Here is an 18,912-nt window from a genome sequence, read left to right on the forward strand (position 1 = left end):
ATGATTTAAATCTTAGGAAAAACAGGAAAATGGAAAAACTGACAAGTTGATTGGCAATAACGATTGATACAGTTCCATTTTTTCATAATTTCAAGCAAACCAACCCGCAAAATCAGACGCTTTGCGTCTGTATTTTGCGGAGTCACATAGTAAGATACATTCCAATTTATAGCACAGATTGCACCTACAGTTAACTATTTTTAAATTCCAATTGCACCTACAGTTAACTATTTTTAAATTCCAATTGCACCTACAGTTAACTATTTTTAAATTCCAATTGCATCTGCAGTTAACTATTTTTAAATTCCAATTGCACCTGCAGTGAACTATTTTTAAATTCCAATTGCACCTGCAGTTAACTAATTTTAGATTCCAATTGCACCTACCGTTAACTATTTTTAAATTTCAGATTGCATCTACAGGTAACTATTTTTAAATTTCAGATTGCATCTACAGGTGACTGTTTTTAGATTGCAGATTGCACCCGCCGTTTCCAACAAGACACTTGTTTCTTGTTCCGGTTTTGTACCAACTGATTCAACAATACACATGATTCCTGATCCGATTGGCATCTGCTGTTTACAAATACCGGTCGTACCACTGTCCGCCATTTTATTCGTATCTGTTGGCAGTATCCGTAAAATACAAACGCTATCGCGTTTGATTTTACGGGACGGTTTGCTTGAAGTCAAACAAAATTACCCCTTGTTTTTTGTAAGCTTTGAACAAAAATGCGTGCCATAACGCGCGCGCCGCAGCCCGCTCAAAAAAAAAAAAAAAAAAAAAAAAAAAAAAAAATATTAAAAAAAATTAAAAAAAAGATAATAAAATAAAAATATAACAAAAATCAATAACAGAAACGAGTTTCACGAACCTCAATTGGATTCGTATTGAGCGCCGCCGACATCCAAGATGGATTCGACAACCGGTTTATAATTGTCTTTCAAAGAATAAACGTTATGATCGCCGGTCACGTTAATGCTCAAAATGCCGAGCCGTGTGTTCATGAGGCCGACCATGGCCGACACGCCGCGATAACTGACTTCGAAGCTTTCCTGCTCCAGATAACGATAAACATCGTTGGTCGTAAATTTGTCGCCGGACGTAAAAAGATGTAAAACAATCTTTCGAATCCCATTTTCGTCTCTGGCCAGATACTTCTCAAGCCGTTCCTTTACTTTATCTTCTGTTGTTTGCAGCCCTGACACCCCAGTCAAATTAATAGTCCGTTTTTGTTTTTGTGTTCAGCCACGAAGGCTCAGACCATTCAGCAAATGGTCGACAAGTGAATAATTCTAAAAAATTTGCCGAATTATACTTTCGGTTCATTCGGTTTCCATCCGGATTAAATCCGCACGATGAATCCCTATAACATATTAATCCTTTATAAATTTTTACGCGTAAGGCTTATATATCAGTAAATGCGGCTGCTCTCGACAACGAATCCGTTTGTAAACGGATACCGCTCAAAAGCCCAAAACTGAATGTCGCCAAAGTCTGTGATACTGTCTTCCCGGAAAATTTCCGCCAATTCTTCAGCAATCCCGATCGCGGTTTCCACAACAGAATAGTCATCCGCATCGCCGTCCGATTCAATGATCTCGTACGCCTCATCCGGAATTTCAAAGTCGTTCAGCAACGCAACAAAGTCATTCAAGAATTCATTTTGAACCTTAATTTTCCCGTAAATAACCGTCCCGTCCGATGTGATTTCATCAAACGCCCGCGCGTTTTGAGACGCCGTGCGGATCAACCGCAAACGCAGCTGAACGGCGTCTTTGTACCGCGACGAACAAAAATTCACTTTGCCGCCAACGTCAAACGCCTGCCGGGCAATTTCTCGGGACCCCGAAACCGCATTGGATTCGTTGTCGATCAACGAAAAACCATGCTCTTTCATGGCGTCCGCATTGTTTTCCGAAAATTCCAATTCGTTTAAATTCAAGAAGCAGTCCACGCTTTTCGCAAAAACCGCCACGTCGACAGCGCCCGGAAGCGCCGGAATTTCAATACCGGCCAAAATGCCGGCCGCCGCCGCAGTTCGGATCGATTTTTCAAAATCAGAGCCGGAAAGCTGCCGCCAGTCTTCTCGGGGCGGATGGAAACGGATTTCATCGAGACCCGCCGCCGCTAATTTTTGAATCGTGCCGGCGTCCGCCGCAACGGACGTATACAAATGAATATGGTGCCCGGATCCGAAATTGTCTTTGAGAAGAGAAATATAACGGCAAACGGCGTCCAATTCCAGAAGCGGTTCGCCGCCCGTAATGCCGGTTCCCTCCGCGTTCATCGCCGCCGCTTCCGCCAAAACGTCCGCATCCGATAAAACAAGACGTTCGTTTGCGAAAACAACGTCCCGGTCTTTGCGCTCGTCCGAAAGCGGACAATAAAAGCAGTCGCGATGACAACGTCCCGTGACAAAAAGAACCATTTTGGCGCCTTTTTGGCAGCAGACGCAGCCGTCGGACAGATACCGGGCAAAAGAGCCCGAAATTGATTCATCGGATTCGAAGTTGGACATAGAAACCTTAAAGATAAAAATAAAATAAGCAACAAGAGTCGTTTAAAAAGCTAAAAAGCATGTCAAAATTGAAAAATTAAATTTAGATAAAATCTAAATTTAATTCAATTTTAATCCAATTAATTCAATTTTAATCCAATTAATTCAATTTTAATCCAATTAATTCAATTTTAATCCAATTAATTCAATTTTAATCCAATTAATTCAATTTTAATTCAATTACAAGATTCTGAAAGTTTCCAAATTCACAAGCGGCTTGGCGTCGATTCTGGCTTTCTTCTTGATGGAATCGGCAAACTCAATACACGATTTTTCGTCGCCGTGCGACGTGTAAATGCGTTCGGGTTTGGGCTGCATCTTTTTGACGTAATCCATCAGCTGTTTGACGTCGGAGTGACCTGAGAAACCATCAATGGTCTCAATGCCCATGTTGACTTTCACGGTGTTGTTGTTGCCGACAGCGATTTCTTTCCAACCTTTTTGGATGCGCCGGCCGATTGTGCCGTCCGCCTGGTAACCGACGAAAACCAATGTATTTTTCTCATCGGGCGCCAGCTTGTAGAAATAATTCATCACAGGGCCGCCGGTCATCATACCGGAAGTGGCAATAATCACACAGGGATGCGGCTCTTCCAAAATCTTGTCGCGCATGTCTTTGGAGTCCACCTGACGGAACGATTCCGACAGGAACGGGTTTTGCCCTTTCTGGAAGATCTGCTTTTTGAGTTCGCTGTTCAAATATTCGGGATGGGTTGCGTGAATGGCGGTCGCTTCCCAAATCATACCGTCTAAATAAACCGGAACGTTCGGAATGAAACCTTTACGGATGGCTTCTTCGAGCACAATCATAACTTCTTGACTTCGACCGACGGCGAAAGCCGGAATGAGAACGGCGCCGCCGCGTTCGACGGTCGTTTTGATGATTTTTTGAAGATTGCGCTCGGCGTCGCGAAGCGGCGTCTGGAATCCGTTGTTGTTGCCGTAGGTGGCTTCCGTCACGACGGTTTCCACACGCGGGAATTTGTTGACGGCCGGGTCAAAGAGCCGGGTGCGCTCGTATTTGTAGTCGCCGGTGAACACAATATTGTGAAGGCCGTCACCGATGTGGAAGTGAGAAATCGCCGAGCCGATGATGTGACCGGCGTTGTGGAACGTCAATTTGATATCCGGCGCAATGTCCGTCACTTCTTCATAATCCAGCGGGATCATGTGCAAAAGCTCTTTTTCGATGGTAGCCGAATCGTACGGCACCTTTTTGCCTTCTTTGGACGCCACGTCGATGTAGTCGAGCTGCAGAAGAATCGTCATATCGCGGGTCGGCGGGGTGCAGTACACCGGACCGGAATACCCGTATTTGAAGAGCAGCGGCACGAGTCCCTGGTGGTCCATGTGGGCGTGGGTGATGACAATCGCATCCAGTTCATCGAAGTGGTTGACTTCCGGAACGTAAAGGTAAGGCGTTTTGTCTTCAGAACCCAAGTTGACGCCGCAATCAATCATGATTTTGGATTCGGGCGTGGACAATAAGTAGCAGCTCCGGCCGACTTCCATGCAGCCGCCGAGCGCCGTAATCCGGATCCATTGATCGGGATGGGAGCATTCGCGGTGGATTTTGCGGCCGACGTCTTTGAGGATTTCCTTGCGCTCTTTGAGGTTGTTGCGCATGAAATCGCGGACATTTTTCACGGTTTTGGATTTAATCGGCGGCGTGCGGGCCACTTTTGGGATCCAGCCGATTTCTTTGGTGATTTCGCGCAGCGTGTCGCCATGCTTTCCGATCACAAGCCCCGGTTTTTCGGCTTCGATAATCACTTCGCCCGAGTCCGGGTCAAAATAACAGTTGGAAATAACGGAGTCTGCCGGAACGATTTTATGAATGAGTTCAATGGAGCGCTCGGGCTCGGCCAAAACTTTCGGGTCCGGGCGAACCGCAATTCTGATCCGGAGAACTTTGGCCAAATTCCGGATAATATTACCGTCATCGGCGAACTTCTTCGGATCTTCCGTATACAAAACAAGCTGCGGACCCTCGAAACTGACGCCGGAAATGGTGACACCGTCCGGCAGATTCTTTTCGATCTTTGCGCGAAGGTCAGCTAAAACATCATCTATTGCCATTATGAACTTTCCTTTTTTAAAATGAGTATGAGATACAAATAAGATTGAATAAAGTTGAATAAGATTGAATAAAATTAAATTTTTTAAATTTGGTTTGCCGTATTTTATTTTTTAATGAATCGGTCAAAAAATTACATTTTAAAATAACTGATATAATAATTATGAAATAATTATGAAATAATTACGATATTGAAAATGAAATTTGAAATAAAATTGAATAATTTGGTAAAATTGTAAAATAAAGTGAAAAACAGATTTAAACAAAAGAACAGGGTTTATTGTTTAAATCCGGGTATCAAAAATATATCAAACGATCAACGAATCAGTTGAGTTTGCCGCGGATTTTTTGAATGTCCGCGTCGTCCATTCTCAGGAAACCGTCGTTTGTAATTTTCACGACGCTGATCGCGTCGCCGGAGGCCGAGTCTCTTTTCATGGCCGTGTGCAGTGCGCGAACCGCAAGTTCGGCGCCTTCGTCCACCGTCATGGTTTCCCGGTAGTGGTCTTCGAGAACACCGTACGCGATCGGAGATCCGGAGCCGGTGGAAACCGCTTTCGTTTCTTCAATCGTTCCGCCCATCGCGTCCAAGGAGTAAAGTCCGGAACCGTTCTTGTCGATGCCGCCGATAATCAATTGAACCCCGTACGGGTAGTAGCGGTTGGAGTTGAGTAAGTTGGAAAGGAGTGTGGAAAGCCCTTTAATCGTCATGGCTTCTTTGCGGCGCATCTCGTAAAGTTTGGATTCGACCGTCAGCCCGCGAATGATTTGTTGGGCGTCGCCGACAGATCCCGCAAGGGTGAGCCCGATGCGGTCGCCGAGTTGGTACACTTTTTTAGCTTCGCGGCTGGCAATGAAATGCCCCATCGTCGCGCGTTTTTCACTGGCAAGAACAATGCCGTCGGTACAGATGATTCCGACCGTGGTGGTTCCGTGTAAATAATTGGAGTTTTGTTCAGTCATTTTTGAACCTTGTTTGTTGTTTGGTAATTGTTGGTTGTATGTTTATTTGATAAGTGATAAGTTATAAGCCATGAATAAAAGGTAGAAGATAAATGTTTCGAAAAATTTCCGGCGTCAAATCATTATCAAAATGACAATGAATTAACGGACCGGATTCGAAAAAGTATCAGAATCAACGCCAACCGCATTGATTTAAAAATTATATTGAAAATTTAAAAACTCATGGAATTTAAAAATTAATATGAACGGATGAAACAAATTCATTTTGAAAAAAGCTGGTTTTAAAGCGGAAAAACGACTTTTTCAAAAAAGTTATCAATACAAAATTGCGTTTTAATCACTAACAGATAGAACCATATTCATTTCGATATATATAAATTTCCCTTTTAAACCCGAAAAACACAGGTTTTCGAATCGAAATGCAATCGTCCCATCCATCGTCCAATCAATCTTTAATCAATCTTCAATCAATCTTCAATCAATCTTTAATCAATCTTCAATCAATCTTCAATCAATCTTCAATCAATCTTCAATCAATCTTCAATCAATCTTCAATCAATCTTCAATCAATCTTCAATCAATCTTCAATCAATCTTTAATCAATCTTCAATCAATCATCCGAGTAATTAAAATCAACTTCATACGCCAGTTCTTTGACACGCTGCCGGCTTTCTTTGTCCAGGCCTCTTTCTTTCATGATCTTAATTCTCTTTTTCAGCGTAATCACTTTGGTGCCCTTGACAATATTGTCAGCGTGCGCCACGATTTTCTCTTCAAGCGTCCGTGGCATATAATCGTCATCCGGAAGACCGAACATGTGTGCTTCCTCACACGTGAGACCGGCGCCCACATGTTTTTTGATGATACTGATGACACGTTCGTCCAAATTATGTTTTTTGGCCAGCTCCATACCGAGAACGGCATGGTCGATGTCATGCGATTGCGCGCGCCCCAAATCATGCAGCAAGGCACCGATTTCGACAAGCTCAATATCCACATCCATTCCGGCCGCCGCGTTTTCCCGAGCGATGCGCACGGCTTCGTCGGCGACGGTAACGCAGTGCTCAATGACTTTATCGTCGCAGCCTTCCTCTTTTAAAATTTGAATCGCTTCATCGCGGCTGATCATTTTACCACCCGGTTAGAGTATCAAGAGACGAAAATAAATGAAATGAATGAATAAAATCAGAATAAATGAAATTAAGTGAAATTGAAATGAAATTAAAAATTTAAATGAAATATAAATGAAATTGATGTTAGAAATTAAGTTAAAAACAAAGTAAATAATTGATGAAAAAATAAAATGGCGGAATTATCTCGGCATATCGCCGAATTCCGCGATGCGTGTGTCAAGCAATTGCTTAAACAGTTCGTTGTCTTCAAACACCAAGTCTTCTCCGCAAATCGGGCAGATGAAGTCTGTTTCCGTCGCTTCGTCAAAGACCAGGCGGAGACAGTTTTGCGGACAAACGTAAAAGACGTTGTTGTCTTCATACTCTTTTCTTTTGAGCAAGTTCCGGTACAACTTTTTCTTTTCGCGCTCAATCTGGTAATCAATACCGTCCATATTGATTTGCCACCGGAAAGTCAGCCAGCCGCTGTTGGCGTCGCGTTCGCGCCGGCAGATCGTGAATTTGTTTTCATACAAGATGAACAAAATCTTCCGAACGGTGTTGAGCGTGATTTCATATTCGCCGACGGCTTCAGCTTTTGCTTTTTCCGCTTCTTTTTCGGCCTTTTTCAGATCCTTTTCAAGCTTTTTAACATCGGCTTGGCTTTCGCCGGCCGCTTTGATTTCCGCTTTTAACTTTTTGACTTTGTCGTCCGCTTCTTTGGAAGCCGACTTGAGCGGGTTTAAAACGTTGCAGATTTCCTCGTCCGTCACTTCCCCTTCCGGCATATTCCGGATGAGCGTGATGCCGTCCTCGCCAATCAAACGTCTCAAATAACCGTTAATTAAAGGATCATCCAAATCAATCAAATCAATCACAGCCTCTTAAAAATATTTTTAAAATACAGTTGAATAAATAATAAATTGTAAAGAATAAATAATAAATTGTAAAAAATAATTGTAAAGAATAAATGATAAATGAAATAAATCCAAATTCAGTGTCCTTAATTGTTTATCAAATATTTATAGTTAGAGATAAGTTGGAACAATTTGGAACATGTTCGAAACAGTGCCGCCTCGCCGCACGCAGCCCGCCGTCCTTACAGTGCAAAAATACCGTATGGCGTTCTGAAAACTTTAATTTCACTGCCGGCCAGCGCATTAAACGAAATCGGTTTTTTGATCGTCACCGTTTCAAATGTCACCGGATCCAAAACCATAATCGCGTTCTCTTCCACATCCACCAAAACGGCGTTTTCGGCGTCGGCCGTGTTCCCCAAAAATTTGGCGTCTTTTAAGTTTTCGTTTTCCGTAAAATAGGAGGACGAATCCAGCAAGTTGATACCGGTCAGCCGCTTTGCGCAGTTTCGGACTTCAATCACTTTGCCGTCGATGTAAATCACATCACCTTTTTTAAATTCCGGCAGCCGCATCGCAAATGTCGTCCGGAAAATTTCCCGCCCGTCCTTGACGCCCGCCAGCGTATAGGATTCTGCGACAGAACCACCCATCAATTCGATGATGCGTTTACAAACATGGCGCCCGGCATTTGTGGAGCCAATAAAAACGTCGGCGCCGTCTTTAAAAGTCATCGAATCCGTGACAAAGGCGAGTTTATCGCCCTTTTTCAACTGTTGAATCATGGTGTCGTTGATGATTTGAAGACAGCGGTCAACTTCTTCTTTGGCCGGCATTCGGTTGCCGCCGCGGACTTGGATGATGCCTTCAAAATAACCGCCGGCGCGGCGGCTGCACATGTCGCACGCTTCGCGTTTAACCCGGACTTCGGTTTTGGCGTCCTTGTAAAGCTTAATGCCTTCCACTTCCGCTTCCATATCAACCAAAACATCGTAAATGTACGGCGAACGCGGATGCGCGTGCATGCCGATGGTGACGTTTTGAGCGTCTTCATGAAAGAGCATGTTTTCCTGTGCGGTCAGCGTCACGATTTCTTCAATGTTTTCAAAATCGCACCACTTGCTTTTGTAATAGTGGGCGCCGCATTGCGGACACACGCGCGCGTGGAGCACGAGCGGCAATTGAAATAAACTGAATTTTTGAGCAAAACAATCCCGGCAAACATTTTTGACCAAAACGTCCGTCTCTTGGCCGCACTCGGGACAAATGAGATTGCGGGCAGACGGCGATGAAGCCAGTGTCTGTGCAGATGCCGGAGCCGATGTCTGTGCCGGCACCGATGCGGATTGTTTCTCCGGATTTTGACCGGATTTCGAACCTGTATTTTTTTGTGAATTCATGACAAACCGTCACTTCGTTTTGAATAAATATTATTTTGAAATATTATTTTCAATGAATTATATAATTATGAAACATGTTTCAATTAATCTTATTTAAGTTTTGTTTTTCGGCGGCCAATTCTCTTCCAGCCACTTAACGAGCCGTCCGGAATCCATCGGTCCGACCAATGCCGACACTTTCATTTCTTTTTCGATATCATTTTGCAGGCGCGCCGCAAGCCCCGGCAAAATCAGTGTCTTGCAAGCCATCGCGTCAAAGTCAAACGCCGCGTTTTCAAATCCGGCCTGAATCACGCCGGCCGTCAGCTGTCCGCCGGCCACCGCCGCTTCCACGCCAAGTCCACCCGTATTGACGGACAGCAAATAGCAATCCACATTTGACGACGCTAAATCGCTTTCCACCGTGTAGAACGTGAGCGCGAAATTGGTCGTGAACAAAACCGGCGATTCGTGAGTCGGATTTCCGATCGTATACATTTTCGGCTCGACCGACGCCGGCGTTCTCGGATCTGTGTAAATCATCTTCGTCACATGAAGCAGCGGAAGCACTTCATACGGCTCCAGACCGTGAATAATCATAATGTCAGCATAACGAACGGTGAGCGCCGTCGCCGTCATGGTTTCAAAGTAACCGGCGTCCGCCAAAACACTTTCCATGGGGGATTTGTCTGCTGCCGATGCACGAATTTCTTTGGCCGAACGTCTCCAAGACGCAATCGGAAGCGCGATTAACGGATACGCCAAATCAGCGTCGCCGTCAAGTGCTGCTTTTCGAATCTGAATAAAATTCAAGAACGTTTGCCCGATTTCGCTGTTGCCGCATCCGGCGCCGGGGTCTAAAACCAATTTGGTCACGCCGGCTTTTTGAAGAGCGGCGGCGAGTGATTTTAATTCGTTCAAATCGCCGTTTGCGGAAACGACTAACGGAACGTCAAATTCAAGCGCCAGTTTCGCCATTTCCATGCGGTTTTTCATGTCGCAGGCATACATGAGCGGATTTTGACCGGCGGCCGCCGCCAATCCGGCGCGCATCACGTCAGCATTTTTGGTACACAAAATCAGCGGCATATTGCTCTTTTTGAGAATGGCTGCCACGCATTTCCCGAACGTTTCCGGATTGTTGGAAACGCTGCGCACCGCAATCATATCCAAATACAAAAATTCGCCGACGTAGAATTTTTTAAATGATTGAATCTTATCGACGCGTTCCGAAAGAGCGGCATCGGACATCGTGTCCCAAACATCGACCGCAATCGGCGTTTTGTTGTAAAACGAAAGTGTGTGGCGGAACATCACATCGTCGCCGCCGATGGTGACGGCGCGCTCGCCAACACCGATTTGAATTTCGGAAATTGTCGGCTGCAACAGCTCCGTCAAAGCTTCAAAATCCCGAACGGATTCCGGCGTTTTTTGCGACAGCAGAGCGTCCTTGATTTCTGATAAACGAATCCTTCGGCTGACCAAATCGGAAGCCATGGTCATTTTGGATTTGCCGAACAGTTTTTCGCAATCGTTCGGCAGATACATATAAACATCAAGCGGACTCTTGGCTTTTCTCATTCGTACACCTCCGTGAGCCACGCGTCATAATCTGCACCGGATTGGCCGGTTTCCGGCAAGTTATTCGAATTTTGTGCATCGGACAAGAGTTTCAACATCTGTTTTAACGTCGACACCGCTTTGGGATGCATCATCATAAACAAATCATTGCCGGCAAGCGCCAGTGATAGACCGGTGGTAATTTCCCAAATCGGTCCACGGTATTTGCGGTCGCCCCAATCGGAATCATCCGGCATCGGCGAAGAAATCATCCAGGCTTCGCGCGCGCCCCAGGCGTTTGTCGTGCCGGACGAAAGCGGAAACGCAAGTTCTTTGTCGCCGGAAAGTCCGGCCATCCGGATGCGTTCCATGTTGGAATAAGCGTAATCCAAACCGTAGCCGAGCGCGGCTGTCGTCGGGTCCATCACCAGGCTGTCCGGCGAAATATTGCACTGGCGCATCAGTTTGCGGTTCAGTTCTTTTTGCGCGTTGATGTCCATTTGTGTCCAGGACAAGATCACGTGCCCGTACTTTTTGGCGGCGTTGGCGACGCGCTGATAATCCATATTCAAGTTGGCGGACGCAATCAAAACCCGTTCGCCTTCGGCCGCTTCGGCCGCTTTTTCCAAAACTTCCGGATCCTTTTTCGGATTGCCGCTGCCGCCGATCACGATCGGAACATCCACGGCTTGTAAAACATCTTCGACCGTCTTGGCCGCATCTTTGGCGGACGTGTCTTTGATGTTCGGGTCGGTGGAAATCAAGTGAATGGTGACCATGTCCGCGCCGAAATCCCGGACGACTTTTTTCGCCCATTCGGCCGGATCGTTGATGACGTCGTCGTAATTTTCGCGAACGGATTTGGCAAGGCTCATCGGCATGTCGAAAACATCCATGGTGACGCAGTTGGGATTTTTCATTTTGCCGTCAAAGAAATACGGCATGGTTTGTTCGCCGCCGACCGTGTATGTTTTTTTGCGGCTGCCGCCGTCCTTTTTGGAGGCGCCGAAAACAACTTCCTGAATCGGCGATTTGAACGCAAACGGCTGAACATCAAAACGCCGTGCAGGGATTGTGTTGAGAGAGGAAAGAGATGAACGGGATAAGAGAGCGGAAAGTTCGTCGTCGGTCTCGCATCCGAGCGATTTTGCCGCGCCGGCGAATTGTGCCGCAAGAGCGGGGTCGTCCAGACCGGAAAGCAAAGCGTCGGCGTCGACACTCTCCGCGTCGGAAGATTGAAGATTTTTCAATAATTTTTCCAAATCCGAAAGTTTAATTTTTCGCGTCATGATTCCCTTTGAATACTGATTGATTGATATTTTAATTTTGCTTTGGTTTTATTTGTTTTTGTTTATTGTTTTGTATTGTTTTGTATTGTTTTGTATTGTTTTGTTTATTATTTTTGTTTTGTTTTGTTTTGCTTCCGGTTCCGGATGAAAAACGAATATGTGGATAAACAATGAGTCTTCTATTTATATCTGAATGAATTATATAGTAACTATACCTGATTTGGTAATAATTGCAAAAGTTGTGATTCCATGAAGCTGACGACAAATATTGTAATCTTAAATCCTATTGATTGTGATTACGATAAAATATTTTTGAATTTTTAAATCTGCTTCATCAACAAACAATGCATTCAGAGAAACGAAAAGCCAAATCTGCTTATCCTTTAAATCGCCATGCGTTGTTACTGTATGTTCCATATCGATCGGCAACGGCGCAATCAAAAAATAAATCAAAAAAATAGAATAAATAAAACAGAAACGAAAAACAATAAAAATGAAATGTCACCCCTTTGGGAAAATAAACGGAGAGTGTAAAATTATGGCCGACGAAAGATCTCAAGACCGGAGAAATATGTCATCCGCATCCTCATTTGAGCACAAGAAGCATGCCCGCCCGAAGCCGGAGCCCGGCGAGCGTGAGGAATTTGTTTGGATTTTGGACTACCTCCCCTACGGGCGGGAAGACGATCCACGCCCGGTTTACCAGAAAAAACCGTTGATTCAGTCTTTGGGAGACAGCAAATTCGTTCTGCTGGAATTGATTCCGAACGAAGGAAAAGTGCCGCCCGTCCACATCAAAACGCCCATCGGCCCCGGCGAAAAGGAATACATCGACCGCGTCAAAACCCGGATTATGTACGACGAACTCTCCCGCGGCGCCAAATTAGAGTTACCGCTCGCGATCGCCGAATCCGTCAAAGCCCAAGAAGAGCGTTTCATCAAATTCTACAACGACGCGCAGCCGGTTTCCATGCGCCAGAACAGCTTAGAGCTTCTCCCCGGCGTCGGCAAAAAATTAATGCTCGACATTTTGGCCGAAACGAAGAAAAAGCCGTTTGACAACTTTGAAGATTTAAAAAAGAGAGTGCCGGCGCTCCGCGACCCGGAAAAACACATTATTGACCGGATTATCGAAGAAATGAAGGGCGGACAAAAGTATTACGTCTTTGCGGCGCCGCCGAAAATGAAAAGGGAATAAAATCCTTTTTCATTACTTTTTTTCATTTTTTTGTCTTTATTCTTTTTTTGTTTTTTTGGCGAGCGGCATGCGCGCGCGTTATGGCGACACTTTTTTCTTTTGCGTTTTTGAAAAACATGGGACACTTTCTGAAGATGTCAAGCAATCCCTCCCGAAAAATCAAACGCTTTGCGTTTGATTTTCTCGGATTTCACTGAAATGTGATGGGGACAGCAGTGACGGATGCAATTTGAAAATAGAAAGTTGCAGATGCAATCAATACAGTTAACTGTAAATGCAAACTAAATTTAAAAAATAGTTAACTGTAGATGCAATTGGTACAGTTAACTACGGTACAAACTAAATTTAAAAATAGTGAACTGTAGGTACAATCTGCACTCCAACCGGAATTTGCAGATCGGAATCCGCAAAATACAAACGCTATCGCGTTTGATTTAGCGGGAGGGTTTGCATGATATTCAAAAAAAATGAGATGATGTTACTCTTTCTGTCCGGCATACATCCGTTCGACTTTGTCAATCGTATCGATATCTTCGACCGTTTTGTCTTCCCGAACTTGAATCAATCTCGGGAACCGGAGCGCATATCCGGCTTGGTAATTCGTGCTTTTTTGAATTTCCTCGAAAGCGATTTCAAAAACAACTTCGGGTTTGACTTTGATTTCAACCCCGGACTCGGCTTCAATGAGCGGCATAAACTTTTCCGTCAAATTGTCCAAAAGCTCATCGGAAAGACCGGTGCCGACGCGCCCGATTTCCAAAAACGCGTTGTTGATGTTGTCGTAACACGCCAAAACGAAGGACCCGATTTTGCTTTTGCGCTTGCCGGAACCCCATTCGCCGCCGATGACCACCAAATCTAAGGTATCCATCACCGGTTTTTTCTTCATCCAGTTCTTGCCGCGCTTGCCCGGCGAATAGGCCGAGCTCGGGTTTTTCATCATAATGCCTTCATGGCCGGCTTTGAGGGCTTTTTCATAAATTTCATGGGCTTTGGCCGGATCGTTCGTGATCACCATAGCATCGACGCTGATACCTTTGGCGCTCTTTTTGACGAGTTGAGCCAAACGTTCCCGCCGCTCTTCCAGTGGTTTTTCAATCATGCTTTCGCCGTCGACGTAAAGGAGGTCAAACAAATTCACATGAATCGGAATGTCGCGGGACGTGGACTCGACGTCGTATTTGCGCCGGAAACGCCGGAGAATATCCTGAAAAGCCCGCGGGCGCCCTTCTTCATCGATCGCGACCGCCTCGCCGTCCAAAACGGCGTCTGTCGCTTCAACACCTTCACGAATGGCGTCTGCCACGTCCGGAAGAGAATCGGTCACATCTTCGAGACGCCGGGAATACAGCTTGATGTCGTTGCCTTTTTTGTGAATTTGAAGACGCGCGCCGTCAAATTTCCATTCGACCGCCACCGTTCCGATTTCTGAAAACGCCGTTTCAATGCTGCTCGTCACTTGCGCGAGCATCATTTTGACCGGACGGTTGATTTGGATGTGCTGGTTCTCTAAATTATGAATGCCGCCGGTTTTGGACGCGACCGCCACTTCGCCGAGATCGTTGGTGACCATGAAGGCGAATTCGACTTTTTCAACCGGAACGTCAAAGGCTTTTGCGATCGAATCGCGAACAATTCCTTCACCAATACCGATCCGGAGTTCTTCAAGCGCGATCCGGGAAATGTATTTGGCTTCTTCGGGCGTCGCCGCGGAAAAAAGAGATTGCAGAATTTTAATTTTTTGAGACTGGGCACCTTTCCCAGAAGCGTTGGCGATGCTTTTCAATTGATCGTAAACCTGCCGGACGGTCAGTTTGCCGCAAACTAAAAAAGACAGATCCGTGTCGTCAGCGCCCGGTTCCGGCTCAAAAAAGCTGGAAAACGTCGACTGGTTTTTCTTTTCTTTGGACAGCACCGAAAACGTCGTTTCGCCGACGTCGCCGGTATCCTTGAGATCATCTTTGATTTTGTCGGGCGAAATGCCGGCCGCTTTGGACAGCGCCGCATAAAGAAGATTCGGTCCGAGACCCAGCTTCTCGCCGGTCCAGGCCGGAAAAATCTCGCCCATAATCATGTAACAGGAAACGGAAAGCTCATCCTCGTCCAATTCTTTTAAAAAAGAGGCGAAAACGTCCGTCATTTCAAGGGAACTTGAAATTTGTTCCACGTCATGACAAACGCTTGCGAACCGGCAAAATTGAGTGATGATTTTCCCTCCGTCAACGAAATTTTGTTCAGTAAGTGTTGTTAGTTATATGTTGTTAATGTTGACAATTTTCAAATTACGTCTTACAGTCGCATTTGTAAACGGAAATGATATCGCTTAAAATGGCGCTCGCCGTTTCCAAAGATCCGGCGCCTTTTCCGGTGACGGTGATTTCGCCGGCCAAATCCGTCTGCACCGCCGCTACGTTGAGCGTTCCGGAAACGGACAACGGATGACCGATCGGAACCAGCCGGGGCGCGACGCTTAATTTGCCGTCCTTTCGGACTTCGCCGATGAGCTTAATGGTTTTTCCGGATTTGGCGCTCATTTCCAGCGCCTCGTACGTCACATTGGTGATGCCGGTGATGTCCACATCTTTAATGGTTTTGTTCATACCGAAAACGGCGTTGGCCAAAATCACGACTTTGCACGCCGTATCAATGCCTTCCACATCGTAAGACGGATCCGTTTCCGCAATTCCCAAGTCGACCGCTTCGGTTAAAATTTCAGAATAGCCGGATTTCTCCTCGTACATGCGGGTTAAAATGTAATTGCAGGTGCCGTTGAAAATTCCTTTGACGCTTTTAATTTCATTGCCGGCCATCACTTCATTCATCAGATTGATGACGGGCATCGCGCCGCCGACGGTGGCTTCAAATTTAAAAGCGCAGCCGTTCTTTTCCGCCAGATTGCTGAGTTCGCGGAATTTCATGGTGAGCGGGCCTTTGTTGGACGTCACGACGTCTTTTTTGGATTCAAGCGCCGCCGTCATGTTGATGAGGCCCGCGCCGCCCGTTTGAATATCGGTCGGCGTCACTTCAATCACCAAATCGTGGTCGATTTTTTGAATAACGTCCAGACCGGTCATCCCGAGATGATCTTTGGACGCGACCGTTCCGGTTTCCGCTTTATTTTGCAGGCACTTTTGTAAATCAAGACCCTTTTCATCAATGGCCGCGCCTTTGGAGTCCGTGATGGCGACGACCGATAAATCAATTCCTTCCCGTTTCAGTTCCGCTTTTTTCATCAAAAGCGCTTTGGCGACACCTTGGCCGATGGAGCCGAATCCGATAATGGTTACTTTGACAACTTTCATAAAATTTCCCCCATTTTTCATTTAATCCGCGTCAATCGGCAGAATCAGCAGTAAGTCTTTCTCCGTGGCAATTTCTTTGAGCATATCCAAAACCCGGTTGAGTTCCGCCCGTCCGATCGCATTAATTTTCAACGCGGCCGACGTCGGTTCAAGAATTTCCGGCATGGATAACGACATATCCACAACTTCGGCGATGCCGGTGCCGTCAATCCGGCTGATGGTGTCTTTAATGTCGGTATTGATCACGTGACCGATCATGATAACGGTCATGGTTTCCCGGTATTTTTCCTCGTCAATCCGAAGAACACGAATCCCCTGACTTTCGATTTTGTCTTTGATGCTGCTGATGATCTGCGGTTTGGCGTCCAAAACCAAACGCACCTGGACTTTTCCATCCATCCCGGGAGACGTGTTTTTGGTTTTGTGGTAGTGAAAAACCGAAATCAAATTCGCTTTAAAATGAGAAACGGGCTCAAGGGCTAAAATCAACTGCCCGGGCTCGTCCTTTAATTCGATGTCCATTGTAACTCTCATCGTAACGCCTTTTTATTTTTTGTCCGTAAAAGAAAGTTCTTGTTTAAAAATTTATTTTTATTTTATATGAAATATTCATGTCCATAAAACAACTCGGCGCTCTTATAAATCTTTTGCAAAAAAATTCGCTGCGCGAATTTTTCAGGGGCGGTGGGAGTCTGAAAATGATTGAGTTCGCTGCGCGAACAGCTCCCTTCGGTCGCATAAAGTTTGTGTTTTCCTGATACCGATTTGCATCAACTGTTTCTAAAAATACACTTGTTTCTTGGTACCGTTTTGCATCAACTGTTTCCAAAAATACACTTGTTTCCTGGCACCGTTTTGCACCTACAGTTTCCAACAATACAGTTGTTTCTTGGCACCGTTTTGCATCAACAGTTTCCAAAAATACACTTGTTTCTTGGTACCGATTTGTATCAACTGTTTCTAACAATACAGTTGTTTCTTGGTACCGTTTTGCATCAACAGTTTCCAAAAATACACTTGTTTCTTGGTACCGTTTTGCATCAACTGTTTCCAAAAATACACTTGTTTCTTGGTACCGTTTTGTATCGACCGGTTCTAACAATACAGTTGATTCCTGTTCCAATTTGCACTTTCCGTTCCGCAAGCTCCGCTTAAACAGACGCTTTGCGTCTGTTTAAGCGGAAGCAGCCACTCAGGAAAAATCAAGGACACGACTCTTCAGACTTAAAAACAGAAATGGACATTGCGATTTGCTCAACTCAAAAACAGAAACGAACCATGCTGTTCGTTCAACTCAAAAAAAGAAAATCAGGAAACGGTTTTGCTTGCCGCAAACAAAAACCATCGCCGTAACGCGCGCGTTGCCGCCCGCAAAATCAAATAAAATCCGAAGTTTCAATCATCGGCGTCACTTTTTGGGATTCCGGACGGATTTTCACAACGAGAGTGCCGCACCGCATGCTTTGAAGTTCTTTCTTAAACTCAAGCGGATGCCGGACTTCGACGACCGGACCGAACGGGTTCAGCGGAACGGACGCGGCTTCAAGACCGTCATATTTGAAAGACAAAGGCATGCGATCGGCATTGCTTTCGTCCAAAACCACTAAAAGACAGTTGGCCGGATTTCGGATGCCGAGGGAAGACAGCGTCGCGTTTTCAAATGAAACGGAATTTGAATCCGAAATGACGCAAATTTCTTTGGCGTCGAGGCCTTGTCCTTCAAAAGAAGACAGGCGGGGACCGAAAGAATCGACCGTGAAACCTTTCGGCGACGGTGCCGAAGAGGCGCCGGCCAAATAAGAACCGGGATAAAGAGCGGAGACCATTTCAAGAACGTCTTGCCGCTTCATTTCTTCATGACTTGTTTGAGTGTTCAACATGTTTTCTTCAATCCCTTTTCAAATATTTGAATCCTTTCTTTGCGTTTGCCGGAATTAAGTTCCGGTGACGCTCATCTCGGAAATCCGAATGGCGGGCGTCACAATGTTGCCGACTTTTCGAATCACCGGACCGGCGCCGTCGATTTTGGACAGCATGTCGTAAATGTTTCCGGAAATCATCACGGACTTGATCGGCGCTTTGATTTCGCCGTCTTCCACCCAATACGCATTTCGGCCTTCGACGGAAAAGTCGCCCGAAATTTCGTTTGCGGTGTGCGCGCCGATGACCGTGTGAACATAAATGCCGCGCTTCGTGTCGCCGACAACGTCGCCTTGCGGATATTTCACAACCAGATTGCTGATGTCAACGGACGGGATCGATGAATAGGAGTTTCTGTAGCCGTTTCCGGTGCTTTTGACATTGTCTTTGCCGGCCGTGTAACTGTCATAAAGGTATGACTTCAGGTAACCGTTTTCAATCACATTCGTTCGCCGCGTCGGCGTTCCTTCGTCGTCAAACGGACTGCTGGCAAAACCGCCGGCAAGCGTTCCGTCGTCGATAATCGACAAATCATCCGTTCCGATTTTTTCATTCAATTTTCCCGCCAGGCCCGAACGCTCTTTTTGAACGTTATCGGCGTCGATGGATAAGGCAAACGTATTTTCCAAAATGTCTGCAAACGAAAACGGGTGGAAAATGACCGGCAGTTTCGCCGTTTGAATAGAAATTCCCTT

17 protein-coding genes and 1 pseudogene are annotated in these 18,912 nt (G+C 45.7%); 2 read left to right on the forward strand and 16 right to left on the reverse strand.

Annotation, left to right across the window (positions count from 1 at the left end; genetic code table 11):
- Window positions 1–471: 471 nt before the first annotated feature.
- A complete protein-coding gene (locus MsAg5_RS01935; protein WP_338098932.1) occupies window positions 472–744 on the forward strand; it encodes a hypothetical protein in 273 nt (90 codons plus the stop codon).
- A gap of 131 nt (window positions 745–875) precedes the next feature.
- Here MsAg5_RS01935 and MsAg5_RS01940 read toward each other — a convergent pair whose 3' ends face one another.
- From MsAg5_RS01940 to cdhD, 10 genes and pseudogenes are all read right to left on the reverse strand, one after another.
- Window positions 876–1,208, reverse strand: coding sequence for a DUF2551 domain-containing protein (locus MsAg5_RS01940; protein WP_338098933.1), 333 nt, complete (start codon window positions 1,206–1,208; stop codon window positions 876–878).
- 206 nt (window positions 1,209–1,414) lie between these two features.
- Window positions 1,415–2,521: a radical SAM protein gene (locus MsAg5_RS01945; RefSeq protein ID WP_338098934.1), complete on the reverse strand. Its 1,107-nt coding sequence runs from the start codon at window positions 2,519–2,521 to the stop codon at window positions 1,415–1,417.
- Between the two features lie 219 nt (window positions 2,522–2,740).
- Complete coding sequence (locus MsAg5_RS01950; protein ID WP_338098935.1) at window positions 2,741–4,639, reverse strand: beta-CASP ribonuclease aCPSF1; 1,899 nt, start codon at window positions 4,637–4,639, stop codon at window positions 2,741–2,743.
- A 322-nt stretch (window positions 4,640–4,961) separates the two neighbouring features.
- Entirely contained in the window at window positions 4,962–5,600 is a 639-nt protein-coding gene (gene psmB, locus MsAg5_RS01955) for an archaeal proteasome endopeptidase complex subunit beta (protein ID WP_338098936.1), read from the reverse strand.
- A gap of 610 nt (window positions 5,601–6,210) precedes the next feature.
- A complete protein-coding gene (locus MsAg5_RS01960) occupies window positions 6,211–6,729 on the reverse strand; it encodes an HDIG domain-containing metalloprotein (protein WP_338098937.1) in 519 nt (172 codons plus the stop codon).
- A 183-nt stretch (window positions 6,730–6,912) separates the two neighbouring features.
- The gene (locus tag MsAg5_RS01965; protein WP_420846992.1) at window positions 6,913–7,395 is read right to left on the reverse strand and encodes a transcription factor; all 483 of its coding nucleotides are present in this window, start codon (window positions 7,393–7,395) and stop codon (window positions 6,913–6,915) included.
- Between the two features lie 72 nt (window positions 7,396–7,467).
- A pseudogene (locus MsAg5_RS01970) lies at window positions 7,468–7,581 on the reverse strand (transcription factor); the annotation flags it as partial.
- 230 nt (window positions 7,582–7,811) lie between these two features.
- The gene (locus MsAg5_RS01975) at window positions 7,812–8,969 is read right to left on the reverse strand and encodes a 60S ribosomal export protein NMD3 (protein ID WP_338098938.1); all 1,158 of its coding nucleotides are present in this window, start codon (window positions 8,967–8,969) and stop codon (window positions 7,812–7,814) included.
- A 93-nt stretch (window positions 8,970–9,062) separates the two neighbouring features.
- Window positions 9,063–10,529: an acetyl-CoA decarbonylase/synthase complex subunit gamma gene (gene acsC, locus MsAg5_RS01980; RefSeq protein ID WP_338098939.1), complete on the reverse strand. Its 1,467-nt coding sequence runs from the start codon at window positions 10,527–10,529 to the stop codon at window positions 9,063–9,065.
- Entirely contained in the window at window positions 10,526–11,797 is a 1,272-nt protein-coding gene (gene cdhD, locus MsAg5_RS01985; protein WP_338098940.1) for a CO dehydrogenase/acetyl-CoA synthase subunit delta, read from the reverse strand. The genes acsC and cdhD overlap by 4 nt, the downstream gene beginning before the upstream one ends.
- Window positions 11,798–12,335: 538 nt before the next feature.
- Between cdhD and MsAg5_RS01990 the strand changes: the two genes are divergently transcribed.
- On the forward strand, window positions 12,336–12,995 hold the full coding sequence (locus MsAg5_RS01990) for a DUF655 domain-containing protein (protein ID WP_338098941.1): 660 nt from the start codon (window positions 12,336–12,338) through the stop codon (window positions 12,993–12,995).
- A 478-nt stretch (window positions 12,996–13,473) separates the two neighbouring features.
- On the opposite strand, the gene MsAg5_RS01995 is transcribed toward MsAg5_RS01990, so the two are convergent.
- From MsAg5_RS01995 to MsAg5_RS02020, 6 genes are all read right to left on the reverse strand, one after another.
- Window positions 13,474–15,201, reverse strand: a complete 1,728-nt coding sequence (locus tag MsAg5_RS01995) for an ATP-dependent DNA ligase (protein ID WP_338099033.1) — start codon at window positions 15,199–15,201, stop codon at window positions 13,474–13,476.
- Window positions 15,202–15,277: 76 nt separating this feature from the next.
- Entirely contained in the window at window positions 15,278–16,297 is a 1,020-nt protein-coding gene (locus MsAg5_RS02000) for a homoserine dehydrogenase (RefSeq protein ID WP_338098942.1), read from the reverse strand.
- A gap of 21 nt (window positions 16,298–16,318) precedes the next feature.
- Entirely contained in the window at window positions 16,319–16,831 is a 513-nt protein-coding gene (locus MsAg5_RS02005) for an amino acid-binding protein (protein ID WP_338098943.1), read from the reverse strand.
- 43 nt (window positions 16,832–16,874) lie between these two features.
- Complete coding sequence (locus MsAg5_RS02010) at window positions 16,875–17,420, reverse strand: hypothetical protein (RefSeq protein WP_338098944.1); 546 nt, start codon at window positions 17,418–17,420, stop codon at window positions 16,875–16,877.
- Window positions 17,421–17,673: 253 nt separating this feature from the next.
- Entirely contained in the window at window positions 17,674–18,177 is a 504-nt protein-coding gene (locus MsAg5_RS02015) for a hypothetical protein (RefSeq protein ID WP_338098945.1), read from the reverse strand.
- 54 nt (window positions 18,178–18,231) lie between these two features.
- Window positions 18,232–18,906, reverse strand: a complete 675-nt coding sequence (locus MsAg5_RS02020; RefSeq protein WP_338099034.1) for a metallopeptidase TldD-related protein — start codon at window positions 18,904–18,906, stop codon at window positions 18,232–18,234.
- Window positions 18,907–18,912 lie beyond the last annotated feature (6 nt).

Origin of the sequence: Methanolapillus africanus (assembly GCF_032714475.1) — an archaeon.
Taxonomy (GTDB): domain Archaea; phylum Halobacteriota; class Methanosarcinia; order Methanosarcinales; family Methanosarcinaceae; genus Methanolapillus; species Methanolapillus africanus.

Excerpts from the sequence above, each read along its gene's own strand:
- MsAg5_RS02015 (WP_338098945.1), bottom strand. The coding sequence starts at position 18,177 with ATGTTGAACACTCAAACAAGTCATGAAGAAATGAAGCGGCAAGACGTT.
- MsAg5_RS01990 (WP_338098941.1), top strand. The coding sequence starts at position 12,336 with ATGGCCGACGAAAGATCTCAAGACCGGAGAAATATGTCATCCGCATCC.
- acsC (WP_338098939.1), bottom strand. The coding sequence starts at position 10,529 with ATGAGAAAAGCCAAGAGTCCGCTTGATGTTTATATGTATCTGCCGAAC.
- MsAg5_RS01960 (WP_338098937.1), bottom strand. The coding sequence starts at position 6,729 with ATGATCAGCCGCGATGAAGCGATTCAAATTTTAAAAGAGGAAGGCTGC.
- psmB (WP_338098936.1), bottom strand. The coding sequence starts at position 5,600 with ATGACTGAACAAAACTCCAATTATTTACACGGAACCACCACGGTCGGA.
- MsAg5_RS01975 (WP_338098938.1), bottom strand. The coding sequence starts at position 8,969 with ATGAATTCACAAAAAAATACAGGTTCGAAATCCGGTCAAAATCCGGAG.
- MsAg5_RS01945 (WP_338098934.1), bottom strand. The coding sequence starts at position 2,521 with ATGTCCAACTTCGAATCCGATGAATCAATTTCGGGCTCTTTTGCCCGG.
- MsAg5_RS02005 (WP_338098943.1), bottom strand. The coding sequence starts at position 16,831 with ATGAGAGTTACAATGGACATCGAATTAAAGGACGAGCCCGGGCAGTTG.
- MsAg5_RS02000 (WP_338098942.1), bottom strand. The coding sequence starts at position 16,297 with ATGAAAGTTGTCAAAGTAACCATTATCGGATTCGGCTCCATCGGCCAA.
- cdhD (WP_338098940.1), bottom strand. The coding sequence starts at position 11,797 with ATGACGCGAAAAATTAAACTTTCGGATTTGGAAAAATTATTGAAAAAT.
- MsAg5_RS01950 (WP_338098935.1), bottom strand. The coding sequence starts at position 4,639 with ATGGCAATAGATGATGTTTTAGCTGACCTTCGCGCAAAGATCGAAAAG.